Origin of the sequence: Legionella fallonii LLAP-10 (assembly GCF_000953135.1) — a bacterium.
GTDB classification, from domain to species: domain Bacteria; phylum Pseudomonadota; class Gammaproteobacteria; order Legionellales; family Legionellaceae; genus Legionella; species Legionella fallonii.
The window spans coordinates 2887994-2913088 of the sequence record NZ_LN614827.1 but is presented as its reverse complement, the minus strand read 5'-3'; the positions used below and the strand labels follow the sequence as shown (position 1 = coordinate 2913088).

The following is a 25095-nucleotide window of genomic DNA, read 5'->3' as shown; positions in this document are numbered from 1 at the left end:
TAGAAATAAATACAGTAAGAACAACGCGAATCAAAGAGTGCTCAGTGATAATTTATCGCTCCTATCTTTTCCCTTCTTCCTTAGTATGTTGAGGCTCAGGGGAAAAGGTAGTTGCAAATTAGCTACTAATAATGAAATTATTTAACCAATAAGGTCAATTGAATTATTAGGAAGACTTAAATTTTTTCATTAAAGAGGGTACACTATAGGGCATTTAGTTGAGTGGGAATAGTAGTTTGGATGATAAATTACCCCAACACATAGCCATCATTATGGATGGTAATGGGCGTTGGGCTGAAAATCGTGGTTTAGCGCGTATTGAGGGGCATAAAGCAGGCGTAGAATCAGTAAAAGAAATGATCCGCTGTTGTCTGGGAAAAAAAATTCCTTGTCTTAGTTTATTTGCGTTTAGTTCTGAAAATTGGTCAAGACCTGTTGAGGAAGTTAATTTTCTTATGGGATTATTTTTAGACGCGCTTAGAAAAGAGATAGCCGAGTTAAATCAGCATGGCGTTCGAATGCGGTTTACGGGAGATAGAAGTCAATTATCGCCTGTATTACAACAGCAAATGAGTGAAGCTGAAGCCTTGACGGAGGCTAATCAACAATTGATTTTGAATGTGGTTGTTAATTATGGTGGGAAGTGGGATATTGTAACCGCAGCAAAAAAAATGACGAAAGCGGTGATCAATGGTCAACTGAATCTTGATGATATTAATGAAAAGACCTTCTCTCAGTTTTTAGATACAAGTGGACTGTCTGAGCCTGATTTATTTATCAGAACTAGTGGAGAGTTGCGAATTAGTAATTTCTTCCTTTGTCAGTTAGCTTATACCGAGCTTTACTTTACCGAAGTGCATTGGCCAGACTTTAATGAGTATGAGCTAGATCTAGCTTTGGACTCTTTCAGTCAGCGTAATAGGCGATTTGGGCAGATTGCATCTAAATAAATTAAGGGCACATATTATGTTTATGCAACGTTTAATTACTACACTTGTTCTCGTGCCTTTAGTTTTATTAATTCTTTTTTATGCTCCGGCCTGGCTTTTAGAGGGAGTCGTTCTGTTGATTCTATTAGCAGCGGGCAGAGAGTGCTGGCAACTCATCCCACTAAATACACTTCCTTTGCAGGCGGGTTTCCTTCTACTCCTTCTATTAGGTCTCTGGGTTTGTGGCTCTTTATTTACTTACTGGTTAATTTTGGGGCTTTTGGTATGGGTGTTTAATTGCATCGCCATATTAACTTTTCCTAAATCTCAAGATTATTGGGGGTATCCTTGCGTAGTAGCTGGCACCTGTTTTCTTTTATTGCCATTGTTTGTTCAAAGCCTTATCCATCTTTATTATTTGCCCAAGGGTAAATTCTTGCTAGTCTATTTATTGTTTTTAATTTGGGCCTCTGATATCGGCGCTTATGTTACAGGTAAACGCTTTGGAAAGCATAAATTAATCCCCCAAGTTAGTCCAGGCAAATCATGGGAGGGCGCTTTAGGTGGGTATTTATTATCTATGATTGTTGCGTGTGTGGGGTTTGTTTCTTTTAAACCAGGTTCGATTTTATTGTGGTTCGGTCTTGCCTTGTTAACGGTCACTATTTCTATTTTTGGTGATTTATTCATCAGCATATTAAAGCGACGTTGTCATTTAAAGGATACAGGCACGCTGATTCCTGGTCATGGTGGTGTTCTTGACCGGTTGGACAGTATGATAGCTGCTTTGCCTTTATTTTATTTTGGATTAACTTTTATATACCGTTAGAAATTTCGGTTTCTGTCTGTATTAACTTTGGGATAGCACTATGCTTTTAACCCTTGTTTATTTTTTATTAGCCTTACTGTTATTGGTTCTAATACATGAGTATGGACATTTTCAAGTAGCTCGGTGGTGTGGTGTGAAAGTACTACGCTTTTCTTTTGGTTTTGGAAAGGTACTGGCGCGCTGGGTGGATAAAAGAGGCACTGAATATGCTTGGTCTCTATTTCCTCTTGGTGGTTATGTCAAAATGCTTGATGAGTCTGAGGGGGAAGTTGAAGAAAATGAAAAGCATTTGGCTTTTAATAATCAATCAATTTTTGCACGTATTGCTATTGTATTAGCAGGTCCCTTGTTTAATTTTATCTTTGCTTTTGTTGCCTTGTGGTTGGTTTTAGTTATTGGCATGTATTCTTTAGCACCAATGATTGAGTCGGTGAAACCTAATAGTGTTGCTGCGAAAGCGGGCCTGACTGCAAAAGAAGAAATAATTGCTCTTAATGATACGAAGATAAATAGTTGGCGTGATTTTCAATATGCTATGATGCCTCTAGTCGGCTCTCAAGAAACAGTTAAAGTTACTGTGAAGTCTTTGGTTGATGGGCATCAGCGGGTTGTTTTTCTCCCGTTAGCGCATTGGCAATTAGATGATAAAAAACCCGATCCATTAAAGAGCTTGGGAATTGCCCCTTTTATTCCTACTATTCCTCCTGTTATTGGTGAAGTAGTACCTGATTCTCCAGCAGAAAAAGCAGGGTTACATATTGGCGATAAAATTCTAAGCGTCGATGGCAAATCCTTTGATGATTGGATGTTTCTAGTAGATTATGTCCGCCAACGTCCAGATACTCAGTTAGATTTACAAATCAAACGTAATGGAACACTACAAAATATTACGGTGCATACTGGTAGTCAACAGAATAAAAATAAGACTGAAGGGCTTATCGGTGTACGCTCTCAGAAGGTTGATTGGCCGGCGCATTGGTTGCGTTTGGAGAGGCAAGGCCCTATAGCTGCTATTGGTACCGCATTGAAGCAAACCATCCATCTTACTGGAACCACTTTTGTTTTAATGGGAAGATTAGTCACAGGAAAATTAGGCTTAAATAGTATTAGTGGCCCTGTTGGGATAGCCCAAGGTGCTGGTGATTCTGGACGTAGTGGTTTGGTTTCTTATTTGTTTTTTCTCGCTTTGGTGAGTATTAGTCTCGGTGCTTTAAATTTATTACCAATTCCTATGCTCGATGGCGGTCATTTATTGTATTATGTTTTGGAAATTATTAGACGCAAACCTTTATCGGATGGAGTTAAGTCCATAGGTCTTTATATCGGTTTATTTCTCTTGGTTGCCTTAATGTTTGTAGCGCTTACTAATGATATCTCCAGATTGACTGGTTAGACCTAGAAAATGCAGCTGGGACTAAAATGAGAGGTCTTTTTTGTGAAAAACAGTAGCTACCCAAAAATCTAGAAAATTCAGCGTCATTAGCTTGTGTGAGAGAATCCAACAACTTTTTCAGCTTCAAGTTGTTGGGGGTGTAAAGTAAATAAAATAATTTATTTAGAGAGGAAGAAACTTGACAGAGGTTTCTACTTCCTATAAAAGGGTTTCACTTTTTGGCATGACTGAAATATTTTTTAATTCAGAAATGCACGTAGTACTGGACGTAAAATAACAATGAAAAAAGTCGGTAATAAATTAATTTTAGGTGTTTGTTGTTCCACTCTTTTAGTTTGGTCGGCACAAACCATGGCGGAAAGTGGTTTTATCGTTCGTGGTATCAAGGTTACCGGTTTACAAAGAGTATCCACTGGAACTGTGTTAAACTATATTCCCGTTCAAGTTGGTGAGGAAATAAGTCCTGACTCCACAGGTCAAATCATTCGTGCGCTATATGATACTGGTTTTTTCCAATCAGTTTCATTAGAGCGGCAAGGTAATATCCTAATCGTGAATGTAGTAGAACGAGCCACTATAGGTTCTATTACTGTTGTTGGGAACAAAGAAATTCCTAGTGATAAAATGAAATCATTTCTTAAAGAAATGGGATTGGTTAAAGGTCGAGTATTTCAAAAGTCAACTTTAGAGCGCTTAGAAAAAGAACTGAAACAAGCTTATACGGCTAGAGGAAAGTATAATTCCCGCATTGACACTAAAGTAACTCCTCTGACTGATAATAGGGTGGCTATTACCATTACCGTGTCAGAAGGTCGAGTGTCTCGTATTAGAGAGATAAAAATAATAGGAAATCATGATTTTTCGAGCAGTGAATTGCTGCCTCAAATGGACTTAACAACGAGCAATATCTTCACTTACTTTTCAAAGAAAGATCAATATTCCAAAGCAGCGATGGATGCTTCTTTAGAAGCTTTGCGCTCTTATTATTTGGATAGAGGTTATTTGAAGTTTAATATAGTGTCTTCTCAGGTATTGTTGTCTCCTGATCGGAAAGATGTTTATATCAATATTCACATTGATGAAGGTCCTCAGTACCGTTTTTCAGGTTATGCGGTATCCGGTAAGACGGTGTTGCCCAAGGAGAAAGTCGATTCTTTAGTTCAAGTTAAGAAGGGAGAGGTCTTTTCTCGTAAAAAAGTGACCGAATCAATTTCTGCTATTGGTTTAGCATTAGGAGATATAGGCTATGGATTCCCGGCAATTAACGCGGAACCTAGATTAGATGAAAAAGATAAAACAGTATTTATTACTTTTATGGTTGAACCTGGACGCCATGTTTACGTTCGTCGAGTTAATTTCCATGGTAATACCAAAACAGGTGATTATGTTTTACGTAATGTAATTCGGCAGGATGAAGGTGGATTGTTATCATTACACAATATTAAAGAGTCCGAGCGACAATTGCGTTTATTAGGCTATATAAAAAGTGTTGATATGAAAACAAATCCAGTGCCTGGAACAAATAACCAAGTCGATTTAGATGTGCAAGTAGAAGAAGCACCTTCGGCTGAAGCAAGCGCTTCTATTGGCTATGGAACTAACGGTTATCAATTTAATACCTCGGTCACACAGCACAACTTTATGGGTAGTGGTCGCTCCATGGGGGCCTCTTTTAATGCTACTAAATGGGGACAAGATTATTCTGTAAACTATTACAACCCATTTTATACTGATACAGGCATTGGTCGTGGAGCAAGTTTGTACTACTCAAGAATCGATCCTAAAAATCTTAATGTTAGTACTTACAGTTCCGATCGTTATGGTGGTGACGTGAGTTATAACTTCCCACTTGGGGAGTCAAGTAGTTTTCAGCTTGGTTATGGATATCAGGATGTAAACATCAAAACAGTTGGTCCTGTAATTCCGATTCAGAACTTTGTTAATTTATTCGGTTCTCATTTCCAAGAGATACGTTTAACTTCTGGATGGAGCAGAAATGGTTATGACCAATTGCCTTATCCAACTCGAGGTATTAATCAGCAGGCGATTGCAGTGGTTGCTTTACCTGCCACCTCACAAGCTTTAACCTATTATAAGACTTCTTATCAAGCACATGCTTATTATCCTGTTTGGCGCGGGTGGATTTTCTCTATATTAGGTAACGTAGGCTATGGAAATACCTTTAACAACGAAGGCCTTCCATTTTTTGAACATTATTATGCTGGGGGTACTGCTCAACCTGGGCAGGTGCGTGGTTATGATAGCTACTCGTTGGGACCATTAGATAATTTTGGCAATGCTATGGGAGCTAACTTATTAGTTAATGGTAGCGCGGGCGTGATATTGCCTTATCCTTTGAGTCGAGAAACCATAAGAACGACTATTTTTGCTGATGCGGGTAACGTATTTTCAATAAATACCCCTGTGCCTTTAGCCGGAATTTTAGGTGGACCATTAAGATATTCAGCGGGTGTTTCTATAGAGTGGCGTTCTCCTTTTGGACCTTTAGCATTTAGCGTTGCTAAAGCATTGAACCCACAACCTTTTGATAAGACACAAATTTTCCAATTTGCTCTTTCTTCGGGTTTCTAAAGAAACTGAATTTAAGGCTTACGTAAACGTCGAAAATTAAGAGGAAATTGATTGCGATGATATTGCGTAAGTCTTAGTCGATGAAAGGAAGCAAAGAAATATAGCATTGTGCATATCGCAACCTTTTTCCAGTTGTGCTAGTATCACGGAGTTTAAATTAGGAGATCATTATGAAGCGTATTGGTGCGGTCATAGTCGCATTAGTTTTTGGTTTGTTTGGCACAAGTTTATTTGCTGATTCTGCGAAGATTGGCGTGGTTGATCTACAGAAGATCATGCAAACTTCTAGTCAGATGAAAGACATTCAACAAAAATTAGAAAAAGAATTTAAGCCTCGTCGTGATAAATTAGTGGCAGCTGAAACTGTTCTAAAAGGCGATATGGAAAAATTCAAGCGTGATAGTGCGATTATGAGCGCGAGTCAAAAGAAAGAACTTGAAAAGAAAATTGTAGCGGCACAACAACAATTTGAGCGTGATGGTCAACAATATCAACAAGAATTGAGTGCTGCTCATAACGAATCGATGGAAGGTTTATACTCCAAAGTTCGTGCTGCAATTGGTAAAATTGCTAAAGAAGAAAAGTATGACATTATTGTTCAGAAAGATGCTGCACCTTTTAGTATAGAAGCTCTTGATGTAACTGATAAAGTCATTAAAGCAATTAACTAATTTGGCGCGGTTGAGTTGCTCACTTTAGCGCAATTAGCAGAACATTTAAGTGGCGTGTGGCATGGAAATGCCGATCACGCCATTTTTAATTTATCCTCCTTGAGTCGAGCTACTTCTCAAGATGTGGCTTATTTCGATAATCTTTTATTACAAAGGTCACTAGAGTCTACTAGCGCAGGCGCTGTAGTATTAAAGCAGGAGCATGCTTCTGTCTGTCCAGTAAATTGTATCGTTGTGTCTGATCCATTAGCAGCCATTTATAAAACGGCAAGATTATTATTCACAGAAAAAAAGAGTATGTCAGGGATACATCCGACGGCGCAAATTCATCCATCGGCTCAGATTGGTCAAGACGTATCCATAGAGGCCAATAGCATCATCGGTAAAATGACCCGATTGGCGGATGGTGTTTGTATTGGCGCGAATACTGTAATTGAGTCACACGTACAGATTGAACGTAACAGCCAAATAGCAAGTGGAGTTATTGTTCATTCAGGTAGTCGGCTAGGGCGGAATGTGTTAATAAATTACGGAGTGGTTATTGGTTCATCTCCTTTTAATTATCTGAAACAGCATGGTGTATGGCAACAAGATCCCGTGGTTGGAGGAGTAATCATTGCCGATGGTGTTCACATAGGAGCTAATACTGTCATCGACCGAGGTACGTTTGGTGATACTTTTTTAGCTGAAGGGGTTTGTATCGATAATTTGGTACAAATTGCCCATGATGTAATCATAGGTACTAATACAGCAATAGCAGGTTGTGCTGCGATTGGCAGTCATGCACAGATTGGTTCTGATTGTATTATAGGTGGCGCAAGTTGTATTGCTGCAAATGTTCATTTATCTGACGATGTAGTCATTACAGGAATGTCTACTGTTAGTAGATCAATCATTAAACCAGGGGTTTACTCTTCAGGTACTTTGGTACATGAACATCAACGCTGGCGTCGCAATGCTGCACGATTCAGACGATTGGATGATTACATCGTAAAGCTTGGGGAGTTAGAGAAAAAAATAGGAATCACCTCTGAAGATTAAGAGTAATGAATCGGTTCATCTTTTTTATCATTTAATGATAATTTAGCTTAAAGTAGTAGCGAAAAGATAAATTTTTGAAGTTTACGATTGATTCGAGTTGATTAAAACAAGATAATGCTTTTTTCTAAACAAATAGCGATTTAGACGAGAAACAGTGTATGAATGAGGTTATAGACATAAATCAAATAGTTCGTTTGTTACCACACCGTTATCCATTGCTTTTGGTTGACAGAGTATTGGATTATAAGGTAATGGAATATTTGACAGCAATTAAAAATGTCACTATGAACGAGAATTTCTTTACTGGCCACTTTCCCAGAAACCCAATAATGCCTGGTGTGTTAATGCTTGAGGCTCTGGCTCAAGCTTGTGGCATTTTAGCAAGTTTGTCCGAGAAATCACCTGCTCCTGAGGGATATGAAATATTACATTATTTTGCAGGCATTGATAATGCGCGATTTAAACATGTGGTAACTCCTGGGGATCAATTACGTTTAGAAGTTAATGTGACAGGAAAGAAAAGAGATTTTTGGCGTATGCATTGCGAAGCTTATGTCGGTGATAAACTAGCGTGTTCCGCGGACTTAATAAGCGCAGCGAAGGAAATTAAAAGTGATAGATGATAAAGCTATAATTCACCCATCTGCAAAAATAGCAGAAGGGGTATCAATAGGCCCTGGAACAATAATCGGTGCGGATGTAGAAATTGGTGAAAATACTTGGATTGGTCCTCATGTCATTATTGACGGCCCTACTACTATAGGTAAAAATAATAAAATATTTCAATTTTCTTCTATAGGCGATGAACCACAAGACATTACTTATAAGGGGGAGCCTACACGCCTGGAAATCGGTGATAATAACGTAATACGTGAATATTGCATGATTAGTCGCGGTACAGTAAAAGGTGGGGGAGTTACCCGAGTAGGTAATGGTAATTTTTTAATGGCTTATGCTCATATTGGCCACGATTGCATGGTTGGTAATCAAATAATTATGGTTAATTATGCTGCGTTGTCAGGTCATGTGACTATCGATGATTTTGCTATTATCGGTGGTTATGCTGCCGTACATCAATTTTGCCATATAGGTGTTTACGCGTTTATTGCGCGTGCTACCTATGTAGTTAAAGATGTGTTGCCGTATGTAATGATTGCCGGGCACACTACTTCCGCTTGTGGAATAAATACAGTTGGACTACGCCGGCGTGGATTTTCCTCTGCGGCGATTGATGGCTTACGTCGTGCTTATAAAATAATTTTCCGCAAAGGATTGACTGTACAGCAAGCTGTTGCTGAATTAGAGCTTATGCAGCAAGAATGCCCAGAAGTTATTCCTATGATAGATGCACTAAACCAGTCTACACGTGGTATTGTGAGGTAAATAATGATTGCTCCTTACCTAGCTGTAGCACTAGGCGGTTCTATAGGAGCAATTGCACGTTATGCCATAGTAATTTTCTCGCAAAGGGTGTGGGGAATATATTTTCCTTATGGCACCTTAATAGTGAATACTTTAGGCTCTTTTTTGAGCGGTTTTTTCCTGGTTTTGCTAGTGGGTCGTTTTAGTGCTGAAATGTATTGGCGCTTGTTCTTTTTCACGGGGTTCCTAGGCGCGTTTACTACTTTTTCTAGCTTTGCAGCAGAAACAATGTTTCTGTTCGAGCAAGGACAATGGTTTAAATTATTTGTAAATGTACTAGCGAACAATGTTGGCTCTTTGGCAATGGTGTTACTAGGTACTTTCATGGCACGATTTTTTGTTTTAGAGTACTTAAATTAATTTTAATTTTGAGTGGTAGCGTATGTTAGATAGTCAATTGTTGCGAGATAAAACCGAGTATGTAGCATCTCAATTGTTAAAGCGTGGTTTTAAGTTGGATGTTGCTGCATTTGTTTCTTTAGAAGAGAAACGTAAATCATTGCAGGTAGCAACCCAATCTTTGCAAAATGAACGTAATTTACGTTCTAAAGCAATTGGTGAAGCTAAATCTCGTGGTGAAAATATAGAGCCAATGCGTGAAGAGGTGTCTCGGTTAGGGGGTGAGCTAGAGCAAAAAAAAGCTGAGTTAGAACAAGTACTTCAGCAGATAGAAGCTATGGTTTTAGTTATGCCTAATATTCCTCATGAATCTGTACCTGTAGGAAATAGTGAACTGGATAATCAAGAGGTTCGCCGCTGGGGAGATGTTCCTGTATTTGATTTTAAAGTTAAATCTCATGATGAGTTAGGTGAATCTTTAGGGCAAATGGATTTTGCACTAGCAGCAAAAATTACTGGAAGTCGATTTGTCGTACTAAAAAATCAATTGGCAAGACTGCATCGAGCCTTAATTCAATTTATGTTGGATATACAGACTCAAGAACATGGCTATCAAGAAATATATGTACCTTATATTGTCAATGCAGATAGTTTGTATGGCACAGGACAGTTACCTAAATTTGAAGAAGACTTATTTAAGTTAACTGGAGATAGCGCTTATTATTTAACATCGACAGCTGAAATTCCTGTTACTAATACAGTACGCGATACTATTTTAGCAGCTGAAACATTGCCTATTCGTTACGCGTGTCATTCTCCTTGTTTTCGTAGCGAGGCAGGTTCTTATGGAAAAGATACCAAGGGAATGATTAGACAACATCAATTTGAAAAAGTAGAGCTGGTTTGGATTACTAAACCACAGGATTCCTATAATGCCTTAGAACAATTAACGCGTCATGCAGAGTCAATTTTACAGCGATTAGAGTTACCTTATAGAGTTCTTACCCTATGTACCGGTGATATGGGAGCTGGTTCTGCTAAGACTTATGATCTTGAAGTTTGGTTGCCTAGTCAAAATACATATAGAGAAATTTCATCTTGCTCGAATATGGAAGCATTTCAAGCTCGTCGTATGAAGGCTCGCTATAGAAATCCAGAGACTAATGAAATGGAGTTAGTTCACACTTTAAATGGTTCAGGATTAGCTGTGGGGAGAACTTTGGTGGCGATTATGGAAAACTACCAGGATAAAGATGGTAATATTCATATACCACAGGCATTAAGACCTTATTTGAGCGGTATGAATATTATTAAAGTTAAAGGATAAATTTAGTCGGGCAATTTGTTGCCCGGCCTAAAGCATTGCTAATGCTATTACGTGAACGCTTGCCTCTTGACTTGCTTTTTGTTATTTACTATTAGAGAAAGAATATGGTTATCTATGAGGTGAATCTTACTATTTGCAGTGCAAAAGAGCGTAAGAGCGTAAGACGTTAGAGCAGGAGCAATTAATGCCTATTGCCGTTATTATTCTTTTAATTGCCCTTATTGCTATTGCTTTGCGTAGGCTGATAAGGATTGTTATTCCTATTTGGGGTATTATGGCCTTTGCCGCCATCATCTCTATACTATTTCAACAAATTACACCATTGCATGCCATTAGAGCTATTGAGCCAGATGTGATGATTTATCTATTCGGTGTTTTCTTTATTGCCCAGGCAGCGGAAGAGAGTGGTTATTTAGGGCATTTAACTCATAAGATCTTTCATTTCACTCGGACGGGAAAACAAGCCTTATTACTTATTACTTTTGCCCTGGGGATAAGTGCTGCTTTTCTTATGAATGATACCATTGCTATTATTGGCACGCCTATCATAGTGCAATTATGTAAATCACATAAAAGTCTAACCAAACCATTGCTGTTTGCCTTGGCATTTGCAATTACTATTGGTAGTGCAATGAGTCCAATTGGCAATCCTCAAAATTTATTAATAGCGGTCAAAGGAGAAATGACGTCTCCATTTTTTGATTTTATCAGACCTTTGGTGATTCCGACCTTACTTAATCTTGTTATCAGTTATTTTCTTATTTATTTTGTGTATCAAGACATATTAGATGAGCCAATTAAAAAAAGTACTCCAACAGAAATTGATAATGACTTAACAGCAACTCTGATCAAACTTAGTTTGATAGCAATGTTTCTTTTGGTAATTATCAAAATTATCATGGATTTTATCCATTCATCTTTTAGAATTAATTTTAGCTATATTGCCATTGTATCTGCTTTACCTTTATTGTTTAGTGAGCAGAAATGGTCTTTTATCAAGAGGCTTGACTGGGGAACGTTAATCTTTTTCGCGAGCACTTTTGTCTTGATGCAGAGCGTATGGGATAGCGGATTTTTCCAAACCACGATCACCCATTATCAAATTTCATTACAGAGCTCTTTAACTATCCTATTGGTCAGTATTATATTGAGCCAATTTATTTCTAATGTTCCGTTAGTGGCCTTGTATTTGCCTTTATTGTTGCATCATTCTTACTCTAACGCTCAATTATTGACTTTAGCAGTTGGGAGTACTATTGCTGGAAACTTATCTATTTTAGGCGCAGCAAGTAATATTATTATCATTCAAAATAGTGAAAAACGAGGAATTAAAGGTTTGGGATTTTGGGAGTTTATAAAATTAGGGGTTCCACTCACATTAATGAACATTTTAATTTACGCCTATTTTCTTTAAATAAAAGGAGGAGGAATGCGTTGGAGGTTGTTTAAAAAGGAAGTTTGTAAGGTAGTTCTAACCTAAAAAGTGCCCCTGTCCCTAATCCTTTACTGAATACTTTTATTTCCCCTCCCATTTCTCTTGCAGCTAAAATACTGGCATGTAAACCGAAGCCATATTTTGTTTTTTTTGTTGTAAATCCATGTAAAAAAATAAGGTCTAAATTTTCTGGAGAAATTCCAAGGCCATTATCTAGAATTTCAATCACAAATTTTTCTTTTGTGTGCTGAGCGAGCTTGATTTTAACGTCCAATAGTTTAGGCAATTTCTTGGAATCCATGAGCGATTCTTTGGCATTAGTTAGTAAATTAACTAAAATTTGTAATAACTTAACCTTATCAATTAATAGAGGTTTAAGTCTCGCATAAGACTTGTGTAGCGTAATACCATCCTGTTGTATTTTAAAATCAACAATTTTTAATGCTTCATTAACAACGGACTCTATTGTGGTGATTTGTTCTAGGCTAGGAAGTCGACTTAAACTCTCTTGAGTTTCAATAATCTCCTTAACATGTTGGATGTTCAAAACCAGTGTTTTGCATTCATTTAAAAGAATATCACGTTCCTTTTCCCAACAATGGGCAAGATTTGCAATATATTGGGGCAACAGAGAGCCCTTAGGATCATCGACTAAAAATGAATTTAAATCGTGTTGATGTGCTCTTAATAAATCGCGAACACTAACTAAGTCTGATAATTTAGACTTGGTTACTTTTTGTGATAATAGATCCACAGACACGTTAATACTGTTCAATATATTTCCAATGTTGTGTAGAATCGTCCTGGCTATTTCTGCCATCCCACTTCGACGTGCTAGCTCTAATAATTGTTGGTTCAGCGATAGTTGATAAGCTGAAACAGCAAAGGCTATTCCTAGGATGATGAATGTTACTCCTGCAATAATTACAGATAAAATATCGGGATTGATTGTATTGAGATGAGAGGTAAGATGGCTGAGATGGAAGGGCGTAAAAACAGTCGCAGCCATTCCTGTATAATGCATACCACAAATTGCCCCTCCCATAATAAGAGCACTGATTATTTTGAGATGAAATTGCTTTTCCATTTCTACTTGATTGCTTTTGATTGCCAACCATAACGCAGCTTCGGAAGCAACAATGGCAATTACAATAGAAAGTAGGAATAGACTCGGGATATAGCGCAAAGTCATATCCGCTTTCATAGCCTCCATACCCGCGTAATGCATCGAGGCTATGGCAAGACCTAAAACAATACCACCAAAGGCAAGTTGGGGAATATGAATGACCCTTTTTTTTAGAATAAAGAAAGCAAACCCGGATGCGAGAATAGCGATTACCATCGATGCTTCTGTCCACATTAGGTCGTAATGCATATCCATGTCGGGAATGCTAAAGGCTAGCATTGCAATGAAATGAGTGGACCAAATGCCAATACCCATTGCAAATGCACCACCAATGATCCAGGAAATAGTTTTAAAAAAGGTATTATGATGTCCGCGTAAATGTCCGTTTATATTGATGGCAACGTAAGACGCAAAACAGGCTACAATAAATGATAAAATAATTAGGCGAACATCATGGGTCCCGGATAGACGGTCAAGAGGGAGGCTCCCTAGTTGGAAAAAATCAGCCAGCATTCCATTGTCCTTATGTAAAGCCTATTTATACTATAACACTCAATTACTGGTTTCGCGTTTATAGGGGGAGAAAATAAAAAATCGGATTTATGTCGCATTCACATTATTTAAGAAGTTAATTGTCCTCATTTTTTCACAAGAGTATTTAAAGTTTAGATCATTTAGATGGGACGTACATAATTTAACGTCAACTTCGGATAAGGAAGTTAGTGTCTAGGCCTTTCCTCAGAACGAACGGTTCCGAAGTGGATGACACTCTTATCCGTAACTGACGTTAATTTATGGGAAATTTGCTGAATGTATATTTCTGGGCTAGTATAAAAATAAGTCAGTCGAACAAAAAATAAACAATTAAATTTCTGAATTTAGTATTGGACGGTGTAAAGGATAAACAATTTTTAAAGACGCAATTTTAGGGAAGCGGGTATGGAAATATCGGCGGCGGATTTAGATAAACCTTACATATTAGAAGCAGAACTTCCAGTTATTCTGTTGGTAGGGGCTGAGCCAGGGCTGTCCCATCATATTATTTCATCGCTTGCAAACGTATTTAAAGTGACGTCGGTCATGACAACACAAGAGACTGTTGATGGAGTTATGCAACATCAACCGCAACTCATTTTAATCAATCATTTACTACCTAACTTAGACGGAGTAGCGATCGCCCAATCGCTAAAAAATAATGGGGACATAGGATATATACCTAGTATTTTGATGCTCACTAAAGAAGAGCAACAACAAATCAAGGATAAGAGTGTTAATGAGTTAGATGACTATTTATTAAAGCCATTTTCATCGGAAGAATTACATACCAGGATTCAAATAAGTTTGCGGCTTCATCAGATGAATCAAAAGTTAAATAATGAAGTAAGCAAGCGGATAGATTTGGCGAAAGAAAATCAGGACTTATATGCCCAATTAAATACAGCAATAAAAAAAGCCGGTATGACGGATGTTGTAACTAATGTCTTACATGATATTGGTACTATATTGAATAGTATTAATACGTCTATTTCCATTATTTCAGAAAAAATTAGTAAGTCTAGAGTCGCTGATTTAGCAAAGTTAACACAACTTTTATATGATCATCAGGCAGATATACAAAACTATATTAGCAATGATCCTCATGGAAAACATGTCTTAAATTATTTGCAGTTATTGTCTAATAATTGGGTTCGAGATAACGAGAGCTTAATTTGTGAAACGTCTTCACTTCATAACAATATTGGTCACATAAAAAATATTATCGCGCTGCAACAAACATCAAGCCGTTCGATTGAAACGTGTGAAGAAGTTTCAATTTCAGAATTAATAGAGGATAGTCTTTCACTCAATAAAGCTGCTTATGAACGTTATAAGATTAAGGTGGCGCGCGATTTTCAATTACAGAAAAAAGTGGTCATAGATAAAATCAAATTATTTCAAGTCATTATTAATTTAATAAAAAATAGCATTGATTCCTTAAAAGAAAAGAAAGAGAAAAATAAAAAACTAATTGTTACAACACAAACAAAAGATGAGGCCAATTTTATAATAAAAGTCATCGATAATGGTGTGGGTATTGCGAGTGAGCATCTTAATAAAGTCTTTACTTATGGTTTTACAACGAAAAAAACGGGACATGGATTTGGTCTACATGCCTGCATTAATGCAGTGAAAGAAATGCACGGAACGCTAAGTGTTGCAAGTGATGGATTAAGCAAAGGTGCTACATTCACACTTATTTTACCTAATAAACCCTATCGATAAATCGGAGAAGGTGATGGAACAAAAAAGACTCTTAATTGTCGATGATAATGAAGAAATACATAAAGATTTTTTAAAAATTCTTGGAGAAAAGAAAACTGATGAAGAAATAGATGGGTTACGGGCGATGATATTTGGCTCAGATGAATCTAATGATATTGCTCTTAATATGCCTACATTTCAGATTGATTCAGCATATCAGGGAGAGCAAGGATTAGAGTGTATTCAAGCAGCAAAAAAAAATAATCAACCTTATGCACTTGCCTTTGTTGATGTACGTATGCCACCTGGATGGGATGGGATTTATACTATTGAACAGTTATGGAAAATGGATCCTGATTTACAAGTGGTGATTTGCACTGCTTATTCTGATTATTCCTTTGATGATATTTATCGTCGATTAAACGGTTCAGATAATTTTCTTATTTTGAAAAAGCCTTTTGATGCGATTGAAATTTTACAATTGGCATCCACGCTAACAAAAAAATGGGAACTTTCAAAACAAGCACAAAAGCGCATTAAGAAACAACATACACAAATTGAATACCATTTAAAAAAATCGGAGTTTTTATTCAATTTAAGTCAATTATCGCATACGGAATTTAGTACGCATGGTGCCTTACAGTTATTTGTTAATGATATTTGTAAATTGCAGCATTGGCCTGTAGGGCATATCTACAGAGTAAAGGAACAGGAAGCTCATCCTTCCGTAGAGCTGATTTCGACAGATATATGGTATGTAGAAAATAATGTTATTTATCAAGATATGCAAAAATATCTGAGCCAATCAAGTTCCGAAGTTGCTCTCCCATTAGCAAAACGCATTTTAAAAAATGGTGTACCTTGCTGGCTTAATGATGATGGAAATCAGGTCCTTTTGAATGAAGATTATTTCATGCATTCCATCCGTGATGGTTTTGCAGTACCTATTAGACTCTACGATAAAACTATTGCTGTAGCTGAATTTTATTCTGAGCAGACCATGCTAAAAGACCCGAAGTTTTTAGATTTTATTACTACCGCAGCCAATCAACTGGGGACTCTACTCGAGCGCAGACAAAATGAAAAAAAGCTGAAAAAGAATTATGAAAAAGTAAAAAAACTATATCAAGAGTTACAAGCGACTCAAGCTCAATTGATCCAACACTCAAAACTTGTTGCTATCGGCCAACTCGCAGCAGGAGTTGCACATGAAATAAATAATCCTATTGCTTATGTCATCAGCAATACAAAAATCTTACAAGGCTACATGAGCAACATTCAAGAGATCATCTCTGATATCAATAATCAATTGTTGCAAATAGATTCTGACTCTGTCGACAAATTAAAGGAACATTGGGTTACTTTGTTGAGTGAAAAAAACATACCATTTCTGCAGGAAGATATTCAAGTGCTATTAAAAGAATGTTTGGAAGGACTCAATCGAATAAAAGAAATTGTAGGCGATCTCAAAACTTTTTCTCATACAGATGAAGGAGAATTGCAAAAAGCGAACGTGAATCAATGTATCGATGTGACGCTAAAGATAGTTTGGAACGAGTTGAAATATAAATGCACGGTGAAAAAAGAGTATAGTGATGTGCCTTTAATTTGGTGTAATCCACGACAATTAAACCAAGTATTTATGAATCTATTAGTTAATGCAGTGCAGGCAATTCCAGAAAAGGGCGAAATCATTATTAGAACTCGGCACAATAATGACCTGATTGAAATTGAAGTACAAGATACGGGTACTGGGATAAAGCAGGAGCACATTGAAAAATTGTTTGATCCTTTTTTTACAACGAAACCTGTTGGTACAGGAACCGGTCTGGGCTTATCAATTTCTTATAATATTATCAAAAAACATCAGGGGCGAATTGAAGTCAAAAGCAAACTTAATGAAGGCACTACGTTTACTATTTATTTACCCGCTATAGAAAGAAAGAAGGATAGCGAAGAAGATTTTTCTACAGAAAAATAAAATAGACCTTGTGCATAACCAGTGGATTTTGTTTGAGGGCAAGGCGTAAGGATTTCGCGTAGCGGGGTTTAATGCGAGTAAACGAGCGCCGGAGAAACACTTATAACACAGCAATCCAGCAACAGACGCAGTGATGTACGAGGTCTAATAGGAAAATTTTGGAGTCAGGAATATGTTAAATACGTTGAGTCAGCATCAAGGAGAGCCGAGCAAAGGAACATTACTATTAGTTGATGACGAAGTGAACATTGTCAATTCATTAAAAAGAGTGTTTCTACCCCTTAAATATGAGGTGTTTGCGGCTTGTAGCGGTAGCGATGGTCTAAATATCCTTGAACAAAATCATATTGATATCATCATTTCCGATATGCGTATGCCTGAAATGGATGGGGCTACTTTTTTAAAGAAGACCGCTGAAAAATGGCCCGATATCAGCCGTATTTTATTAACAGGGTATGCAGATATCAATTCAGCAATTTCTGCTGTTAATGAGGGGCAAATAGAGTATTACTTGCACAAACCCTGGCAAATTAATGAATTAGAAGTCGTTATTCAAAACATAATGGAAAAACGTATCTTGCGGGAAAAGAATATAAATTTACAAATTGAACTGATAGAAAAAAATAAAGAATTACAATTTTTAAATAATAATTTAGAAAAAATTGTAAAAGAAAGAACGATCAAATTACAAAAAGCGTATAAAGCAATTCAGCAAACCTATGATTCGGTGGTGCAAATTTTATCGTCTATAAGCGAGCGACGCGAGAGTATCTTTAAAGGCCATTCAAAGCTGGTAGCTAAATTAGCTAAACTGACTGCCGAAGCAATAGGATTGTCTTCGGCAGAAATACAAACAATCTATATGGCTGGTTTGTTGTATGCGATTGGCAAAATTGGCATGCCAGAAGCAATAATTACTAAGGTCTATAAACATTTATCTCCCTATGAGCGTAAAGAATTTGAAAAATATCCTTTATTAGGCGAGGCTATCTTAATGGGATTTCCCCCCTTAGAAAACGTTGCTAGAATTGTGGCCTCACATCGGGAGTTATTTAATGGCAGAGGCTATCCCAACAAATTAGCTGGCAGTGCTGTTTCAGTTGGTGCTCGTATTCTGTCCATTATTGTTGATTATGTAGAATTGCAAGTAGGATTAATTGTGCCGAGAAAATTAGCTCCCCAACAAGCATTACAAATGCTTCGTGATAATGACGGGCAACGTTATGATCTGGCAATTGTTGAGATTTTTGCAAGTGTTATTGAGCAATTACCCGATATGCAGAATAAAATCAAAGAGCGCATTTTGTCAGCTAGGGCACTAAAGCCAGGAATGGTATTGTCCCAAGATTTAATAACCGATAGAGGCTTAAAATTATTATCACAGGGCCATGTATTAAATGAGCAAGCTATATTAACCTTAAGCCAAATTGGCGACATGATGATTCATGTACAAGTTAAATAATCAAGTGAAGATTTATTATTGCTCAATAGACCTCATTCTCATCTGAGCTATCTACCTAGACATTTTATTAAGTAAAGACAAGGTGTTGGTTCAAATAAGCCCATTAAAGGCAAAAATAAAATTGTTTGGTTTATTTTTATTCGTTATACTCCAGCTGATTTTCACTTGAGGGATTGGAATAGACATGGAGCGTTTTTGAGCAAATGAGGCTATTATGAAATTAAACCATTTTTTAGATAAAGTACAGCACGATGATCCTTTTCTTGCAACAGTAAAGCTTAGTTTAAAAAAGAAAAATAACATGAAAAAATTATTAGCTGCTTTAGATGATGCTAATAATCTGGGATGTAAAAATATTTCTGAATTGGATTTAAGCGGCTCTCGTTTTACGCAAGAGGATTTTGCGTTATTGGTTCAAGCGCTAAATAAGTTACCTAATATAACAACATTACGCTTAGATGGGTGTCATATTACCGATAGAAATACTCATAATCTAGTGCGATTAGAGCATGTTAACGCGCTTTCATTAAAGAACAATTCTTTGGGAAGTATGCCTCTTTTTAGCATGAAATTGACAGCGCTTTATCTAGATAATAATCCCCAGCTCAATGTCAAAATAGCATTGAGTCAATTTAGGACTTTTCCAAATAGCTTAAAAGTACTTTCTTTGAATCAGTGTAATGTAACGGATAGCTCGTTACAGTATTTTATAAGTGCGGGCTCTAAGTTAAAACAACTAACCCAATTGCATTTACGACAAAATAAGCTAACCTCTGGATGCATGGCGACCTTAAATGGCTTGGATTCATTAACTACTTTAGATCTGGGAAATAATTTTAAGATAAAGATGTTAGGGGATGCTTTACATCTGGGATGTCCCTCCTTAGAGGTGCTTTGTATCGATCATTGTGATCTGAATCATCTTGCTTTTAAATCTATTGCCCAAATGGCAAAGCTTCATACGGTGGATCTCAGTGATAATTCGCGACTTCGACAACAATTTAGCTTAAATAAGATGGATTTTAGCGATACGACTCATTTCGCAAATATCCGTACGATGAATTTAAGTGCCTGTAAATTGGGGGATGCATTTTTGTCTGAATTGATTCAGTTTTTCCCTAATTTAGTCCATTTGAATATGGCTAGTAACCAAGTTTCCCAAGCAGGTGTAGAGTGCTTATTAAAGAATCTACGTCTACAAGTTCTTGATATAAGCGCTCAAGAACTTTATAAAATTCCAAGTCGGCAGAAAAACCCTCTTACGGATAAACAAAAAGAGGCTAAACGAGGACGAAAAAAAATTTTAGATAGCCTATTGAGTTCTATTTGTGAGGCTGATCAGCTAACGGAGATTAATTTGGAGGGGACAGGTTTAAGTCCTAAAATGTTGTTAAGCATAATCCCTACTGAAAAGGACCAACGAAAATTAACTATCATTAATGGACTTAATTACTCCAAGTTAGAACCTATATTGAAGAAACGTATAACAGATAAAAAGAAAGCCAAACTAGCCTCATCTGAAGCAAAGGTGAGTTCTTCTCAAGAGCTTTCTTCTTCAGCTGAGATGGCTGTGATAGAACTTTCCCCAAGAAAAACCTCTAAAAAGACAGAACAAATTAAGCATCTGCAAGCGGAAGTGAAACGCTTAAAACAAGAGCTTGAAGTAGCAAAGGCAACGATTGTTGCGTTGGCTGGGGGAGAGGACAAAACAACAAAACAAACATCAAGTCATGTGAAAAGAACAGCGGCTATATTTGAAGGCTTAAACACTTACGGACAGTTCAGTAGTCCTCCGCGACGAGTAAAACAAGGACAACAACCTGACCCTATCGCAACTAGTTCATGTCAGCGTTAGAAAGTCCTTTCTAGTTGGTATAAATGCCCCAGTCTGATCCGGGAAAAATTCCGATGGCGATTGGGCCGTTTGACTGGGGGTATCCTCTGGTCAAACGGCCCAATCTACTTTCATTCATCAACCCAATGATAATGGAGCAAAGCCCAGTCAACGTTGCAAAGCTTAACTTAGACCTCTTGTATAACCGGCTCTATCGCTAAGATAATCGCTAGAATTAGTATGATTTAAAGGATGTGATAAAAAAAAGACTCACTCTGGGTTAGGGGCCAGATGAGTCCTAAGTCGTCCTTGGAGTAGAGTCGTCATCCACATCCTTGTGGGAGGGTACCATCCTTGATACCAAAGACCTAAGTCTTTTTAAGACATCCATTGTCTTTAACTCTGATTTTAGTATAGCAAAGACTAAAAAATACCCCTAGGGACATTGCTCTAAATCCAGGTAAGAAATTTCTTATAATGCTAGAAGACAATACAGGTTAAGAAAAAATTGCCTCATTCGTTTCGTGTCACAGAGGAGATTATTGGGTTACGAAGTAAGAAGATGGATGGTATTGCATAATTAATGCAGTCCCATATTCTATAGCGGTTAAGCTATAGAATATGGGACTTAACCCAATCTATTGACTAGAATGGATCCATGTAATTATTTCTGCGAATCAATTTTTTATTGATAAACTCAAAAATACCCAAATCAGATAGTTCTCGCCCGTATCCTGAAGTTTTAGTACCGCCAAAGGGGAGCTCTGGGGCTGTCCATGTGGGGTGATTGATAAATACCATACCGCTATCAATTTGTTCCGCTACGTGTTCTGCCCTTTTGCTGTCGTTACTGAATACAGAGGCACCTAGTCCAAACGATGTATCATTGGCTAGTTTAATAGCTTCTTCTTCAGTTCTAACTCGGAAAATGGTAGCTACAGGGCCAAATAATTCTTCGCTATAAGCAGGCATTCCAGGTTTTACATCTACTAAAATTGTTGGACTAATAAACGCACCATGGCGTTTACTACCACCAATGAGTGCTTTAGCTCCCATTTTTAGGGTATCATCAATCTGTTTTTCCAGTTGTACCGCTGCTTGTTCACTAGATAAAGGGCCTAAAGTGGTCTTCTCATCTAATGGGTTTCCTTCTTCTAACTGAGAGAGCTTCTCACTGAATTTTTTAATAAATTCATCCGCAACACGGTCCATTATAATAAAACGCTTAGCAGCAACACAGCATTGCCCTGTATTATTCATTTTTGCCCATACTGCCGAATTAATGGTTTTCTCAATGTCTGCATCATCTAGAACAATAAATGGATCACTGCCTCCTAATTCCAGTACCGATTTTTTGAGTACTTTACCAGCGGTTTCTGCAACACTAGCTCCTGCAGCTTCGCTTCCGGTCAGTGAAACTCCAGCGATCAGTGGATTTTCAATGATTCGACTTACATGCTTGGCAGAGATGAGCAGGTTAGTAAATACCCCTTCCGGCGCTCCAGCTTCACGAAATATTTTCTCAAGGCTAATAGCGCATTGAGGGACGTTTGATGCATGCTTAATCATCACGGTGTTTCCCACCATAATATTAGGTCCGGCCACCCTAACCACCTGATAGAAAGGAAAGTTCCATGGTTCAACACCAAAAATAACTCCAATAGGACAACATTTTATGTAGGCTTCCCCTGTGTCTACTTTTAAGGGTTGATCCTTTAAAAAACGTTGTGCGTTATCAGCATAATAATCTAAGATATTCGCGCTTAATTCTACTTCAGCACGGGCTTGAGCGATTAGCTTACCCATTTCCAAAGTAATGGTACGTGCATATTCTTCTTTATTTTTGCGCATGATTTCTGCTGCTTTATGAATTAATTGAGCTCGATTAGCAAAAGAAGAGTTTTTCCACGATAGAAACGCTTCATGTGCTTTTGTTATTGCTTTCTCAACCTGTTCGGCACTCATTTCAGAAAATGAGTGAATCACTTTATTATCAAAGGGATTGATTGTTTGAATAGTCATGATTTCTCCTTAATCAACCAGTTATGCAAGAAGGCTAATGATTAATTTCTATAATCAAGCACGATTCGTCCATTAATAGTTCCTTGCTTCATTCGTTCAAATACTGAATTTATTTCTTCTAATTTTGCTGTACTTACTGTCGCTTTTACTTTTCCTTCACTGGCAAAAGTTAATGCTTCTTGTAGATCAAGACGAGTTCCTACGATAGACCCTCTTACAGTGATCCCATTGAGAACCATATCGAAAATAGAGATTGGAAATGAGCCCGGGGGTAAACCTGTAAGAACTGCTGTCCCACCGCGACGAAGCATTCCTTGAGCTTGAGCAAAAGCAGTAGGGGATACAGCCGTTACTAATACCCCGTGAGCTCCGCCAATTTCTTTTTTTATAAATAGGGCTGGCTCAGTATTTTTGGTGTTAATTGTTAATGCGGCGCCTAATTGTTTAGCTAAAGTTAATTTATTGTCATCAATGTCTACGGCAATTACATTTAGCCCCATTGCCTTGGCATATTGCACTGCCATATGACCAAGCCCACCTATTCCAGAGATAACTACCCAATCGCCGGGTTTGGTGTCTGTCATTTTTAAACCTTTATATACCGTGACGCCGGCACATAGAATTGGGGCCGTTTCAATAAAATCTGCATGAGCAGGTAGGTGGCCTACATAATTAGGATCGGCAATAATGTATTCAGCGAAGCTGCCATTTATTGAATAGCCTGTATTAAGTTGTGACTCACATAATGTCTCCCAACCATCTAAGCAGTAGACACAATGGCCACAACTATTATAAAGCCAAGGAACTCCGACACGATCTCCTTCTTTAACATAAGTAACGCCAGACCCTACAGCTGAAACGAATCCGACACCTTCGTGTCCAGGAATAAAAGGTGGCTTAGGTTTTACTGGCCAATCACCATCTACGGCATGTAAGTCAGTATGGCATACCCCTGAGGCAACTACTTTTACCTGGATTTGACCCGCTTGGGGCTCTGGAATGGGAACTTCTTCTATACTTAATGGCGCTTGAAATTCCTTAACAATTGCTGCCTTCATCGTCTTTTTCATTGAGGCCCTTCCTTGATGTGTGGGGTGAATTAACATCTTTGTTTTATAATATAGAACAAAAAGAAAACAATGCAAAAATGAGCAGGAGAAAATTGCTATCTAAGTGTTAAGTCAAAATCCAGCGCAACCGAACGGATAAATGGATTAGGGCATTTTTTTCATTAGACCTCTTGCATAACCGCATCTTTTGCCCGATTGCTACGTTATAAGTGTTTCTCCGGTGCTCATTTACTCCTCTGTAAATTCCGCTCCTCGAAACACTTATGCCTTACACTCAAGCAAAATCTGCTCGTTATGCAAGAGGTCTATTTGTACACAGGGCAAGTTTCTTAAAGCCATTCATTAAAATCAATAGTGGTTCTGTGCCCTACGGAATCATAATGTTTCTCTATCCAAAGACTAGCCTCAGCTCTACCCAAGTCACGTAATGTGGTCAAAAAATCCCATTCAGGAGAGTAAACAGAATATAAAGGGCAGTCACGTAAACTATTGTCTGCGCGTATACAATGCATGAATAATTTTTTTAGATTGTGTTCAAACTCTTTTTTTATCCAACCCCGGTCAATTAAATTACCTACAAAGGCTATTGCTCTCATTTCGCGCATTAAAGAGGAGTTAAATGAAACCTCCCTCAATCGAGCATCAATTTCTGCTGTAGTCGTGGGAATTTCCTCGCGTAGGATGGGGACAGTATGAAAAACAATAATATCTCTGCATTGAGTGTTATAGATTAAAGGAAAAATTGCAGGATTTCCTAAATAACCCCCATCCCAATAAAACTCATTATCGATTTCAATAGCTTGAAATAATTTGGGTAAACAGGCTGATGCTAATAATGCATCAATAGATAGTTCCGAATTATTAAAAATTCTAATTTTTCCAGTTTTTACATTGGTAGCGCAAATAAAGAGTTTAATTTTGCTATTATTTTTAACTTGTTCAATGTCGATTTCTTGTTCCAAGACATCTCTAATGGGGTGAAAATTTAGTGGATTAAATTGGTATGGTGATAACAGATTGGTTATGGAACTGAATAAACTGAAATTGAGAGGCGCTTTTAATATAGGTTCATAAAAAAAATCAAAAGGGTTTTTATTAGTAATACCAAAGGCCGTACCATATTCACTCATTGCATGCCAAAACTCATATAGAGCTTGCCTGGCTCCTTCAGTACCTCCTTTCAGAAATCCGTAAGCAAGAACTGCGGCATTCATGCTACCTGCGCTGGTAGCAGAAATGCCTTCTATTGAGAACAAATCTGACTCAAGAAACTTATCTAACAAGCCCCACGTGAAAGCCCCATGAGCTCCTCCACCTTGAAGAGCAAGATTTACTTTCTTCCTTTTGGGCATTGAGGCTCTCCTAGTGGATTAAGTTCACC

Annotated in this window: 19 protein-coding genes; 15 read left to right on the top strand and 4 right to left on the bottom strand. The window is 37.6% G+C overall.

Going from position 1 to position 25095, the window contains the following annotated elements; all coding sequences use genetic code 11:
- The first annotated feature begins 236 nt into the window (after positions 1 to 236).
- From uppS to LFA_RS11915, 11 genes are all read left to right on the top strand, one after another.
- Positions 237 to 950, top strand: coding sequence for a polyprenyl diphosphate synthase (uppS, locus tag LFA_RS11965; protein WP_045096398.1), 714 nt, complete (start codon positions 237 to 239; stop codon positions 948 to 950).
- Between the two features lie 16 nt (positions 951 to 966).
- Positions 967 to 1758, top strand: coding sequence for a phosphatidate cytidylyltransferase (locus LFA_RS11960; protein WP_045096397.1), 792 nt, complete (start codon positions 967 to 969; stop codon positions 1756 to 1758).
- A 40-nt stretch (positions 1759 to 1798) separates the two neighbouring features.
- A complete protein-coding gene (gene rseP, locus LFA_RS11955) occupies positions 1799 to 3151 on the top strand; it encodes an RIP metalloprotease RseP (protein ID WP_045096396.1) in 1353 nt (450 codons plus the stop codon).
- Between the two features lie 279 nt (positions 3152 to 3430).
- Positions 3431 to 5743 (top strand): outer membrane protein assembly factor BamA, encoded by a 2313-nt coding sequence (gene bamA, locus LFA_RS11950; protein ID WP_045096395.1) that lies wholly within the window; start codon positions 3431 to 3433, stop codon positions 5741 to 5743.
- A 170-nt stretch (positions 5744 to 5913) separates the two neighbouring features.
- The gene (locus tag LFA_RS11945) at positions 5914 to 6414 is read left to right on the top strand and encodes an OmpH family outer membrane protein (protein WP_045096394.1); all 501 of its coding nucleotides are present in this window, start codon (positions 5914 to 5916) and stop codon (positions 6412 to 6414) included.
- A 15-nt stretch (positions 6415 to 6429) separates the two neighbouring features.
- Positions 6430 to 7455: a UDP-3-O-(3-hydroxymyristoyl)glucosamine N-acyltransferase gene (lpxD, locus tag LFA_RS11940; protein WP_045096393.1), complete on the top strand. Its 1026-nt coding sequence runs from the start codon at positions 6430 to 6432 to the stop codon at positions 7453 to 7455.
- 158 nt (positions 7456 to 7613) lie between these two features.
- The gene (gene fabZ, locus LFA_RS11935) at positions 7614 to 8078 is read left to right on the top strand and encodes a 3-hydroxyacyl-ACP dehydratase FabZ (RefSeq protein WP_045096392.1); all 465 of its coding nucleotides are present in this window, start codon (positions 7614 to 7616) and stop codon (positions 8076 to 8078) included.
- Positions 8068 to 8838: an acyl-ACP--UDP-N-acetylglucosamine O-acyltransferase gene (gene lpxA, locus LFA_RS11930; protein WP_045096391.1), complete on the top strand. Its 771-nt coding sequence runs from the start codon at positions 8068 to 8070 to the stop codon at positions 8836 to 8838. Before fabZ ends, lpxA begins: the two co-directional genes overlap by 11 nt.
- On the top strand, positions 8839 to 9237 hold the full coding sequence (gene crcB / locus LFA_RS11925; protein WP_052673957.1) for a fluoride efflux transporter CrcB: 399 nt from the start codon (positions 8839 to 8841) through the stop codon (positions 9235 to 9237). It begins immediately after the preceding gene.
- A gap of 22 nt (positions 9238 to 9259) precedes the next feature.
- Entirely contained in the window at positions 9260 to 10543 is a 1284-nt protein-coding gene (gene serS, locus LFA_RS11920; RefSeq protein ID WP_045096389.1) for a serine--tRNA ligase, read from the top strand.
- Positions 10544 to 10727: 184 nt separating this feature from the next.
- The gene (locus tag LFA_RS11915) at positions 10728 to 11957 is read left to right on the top strand and encodes an anion transporter (RefSeq protein WP_045096388.1); all 1230 of its coding nucleotides are present in this window, start codon (positions 10728 to 10730) and stop codon (positions 11955 to 11957) included.
- 31 nt (positions 11958 to 11988) lie between these two features.
- Here the strand turns inward: LFA_RS11915 and LFA_RS18945 are convergent, their stop codons facing one another.
- Positions 11989 to 13617, bottom strand: coding sequence for an MHYT domain-containing protein (locus LFA_RS18945; RefSeq protein ID WP_052673956.1), 1629 nt, complete (start codon positions 13615 to 13617; stop codon positions 11989 to 11991).
- Positions 13618 to 14043: 426 nt separating this feature from the next.
- Between LFA_RS18945 and LFA_RS11905 the strand changes: the two genes are divergently transcribed.
- The 4 genes from LFA_RS11905 (at position 14044) to LFA_RS11890 (ending at position 20643) form a co-directional block, all read left to right on the top strand.
- Positions 14044 to 15366, top strand: coding sequence for an ATP-binding protein (locus LFA_RS11905; RefSeq protein ID WP_045096387.1), 1323 nt, complete (start codon positions 14044 to 14046; stop codon positions 15364 to 15366).
- 13 nt (positions 15367 to 15379) lie between these two features.
- Positions 15380 to 17326: an ATP-binding protein gene (locus tag LFA_RS18940; RefSeq protein WP_052673955.1), complete on the top strand. Its 1947-nt coding sequence runs from the start codon at positions 15380 to 15382 to the stop codon at positions 17324 to 17326.
- Positions 17327 to 17498: 172 nt separating this feature from the next.
- On the top strand, positions 17499 to 18788 hold the full coding sequence (locus LFA_RS11895; protein ID WP_045096386.1) for an HD domain-containing phosphohydrolase: 1290 nt from the start codon (positions 17499 to 17501) through the stop codon (positions 18786 to 18788).
- Positions 18789 to 19002: 214 nt separating this feature from the next.
- Entirely contained in the window at positions 19003 to 20643 is a 1641-nt protein-coding gene (locus LFA_RS11890; protein WP_045096385.1) for a leucine-rich repeat domain-containing protein, read from the top strand.
- 624 nt (positions 20644 to 21267) lie between these two features.
- On the opposite strand, the gene LFA_RS11885 is transcribed toward LFA_RS11890, so the two are convergent.
- The 3 genes from LFA_RS11885 to LFA_RS11875 all read right to left on the bottom strand — a co-directional run bounded on the left by LFA_RS11885 (position 21268) and on the right by LFA_RS11875 (position 25066).
- Complete coding sequence (locus LFA_RS11885) at positions 21268 to 22644, bottom strand: NAD-dependent succinate-semialdehyde dehydrogenase (protein ID WP_045096384.1); 1377 nt, start codon at positions 22642 to 22644, stop codon at positions 21268 to 21270.
- A 41-nt stretch (positions 22645 to 22685) separates the two neighbouring features.
- Positions 22686 to 23714 (bottom strand): alcohol dehydrogenase AdhP, encoded by a 1029-nt coding sequence (gene adhP, locus LFA_RS11880; RefSeq protein ID WP_045096383.1) that lies wholly within the window; start codon positions 23712 to 23714, stop codon positions 22686 to 22688.
- 329 nt (positions 23715 to 24043) lie between these two features.
- Positions 24044 to 25066 (bottom strand): patatin-like phospholipase family protein, encoded by a 1023-nt coding sequence (locus LFA_RS11875; protein ID WP_045096382.1) that lies wholly within the window; start codon positions 25064 to 25066, stop codon positions 24044 to 24046.
- Positions 25067 to 25095 lie beyond the last annotated feature (29 nt).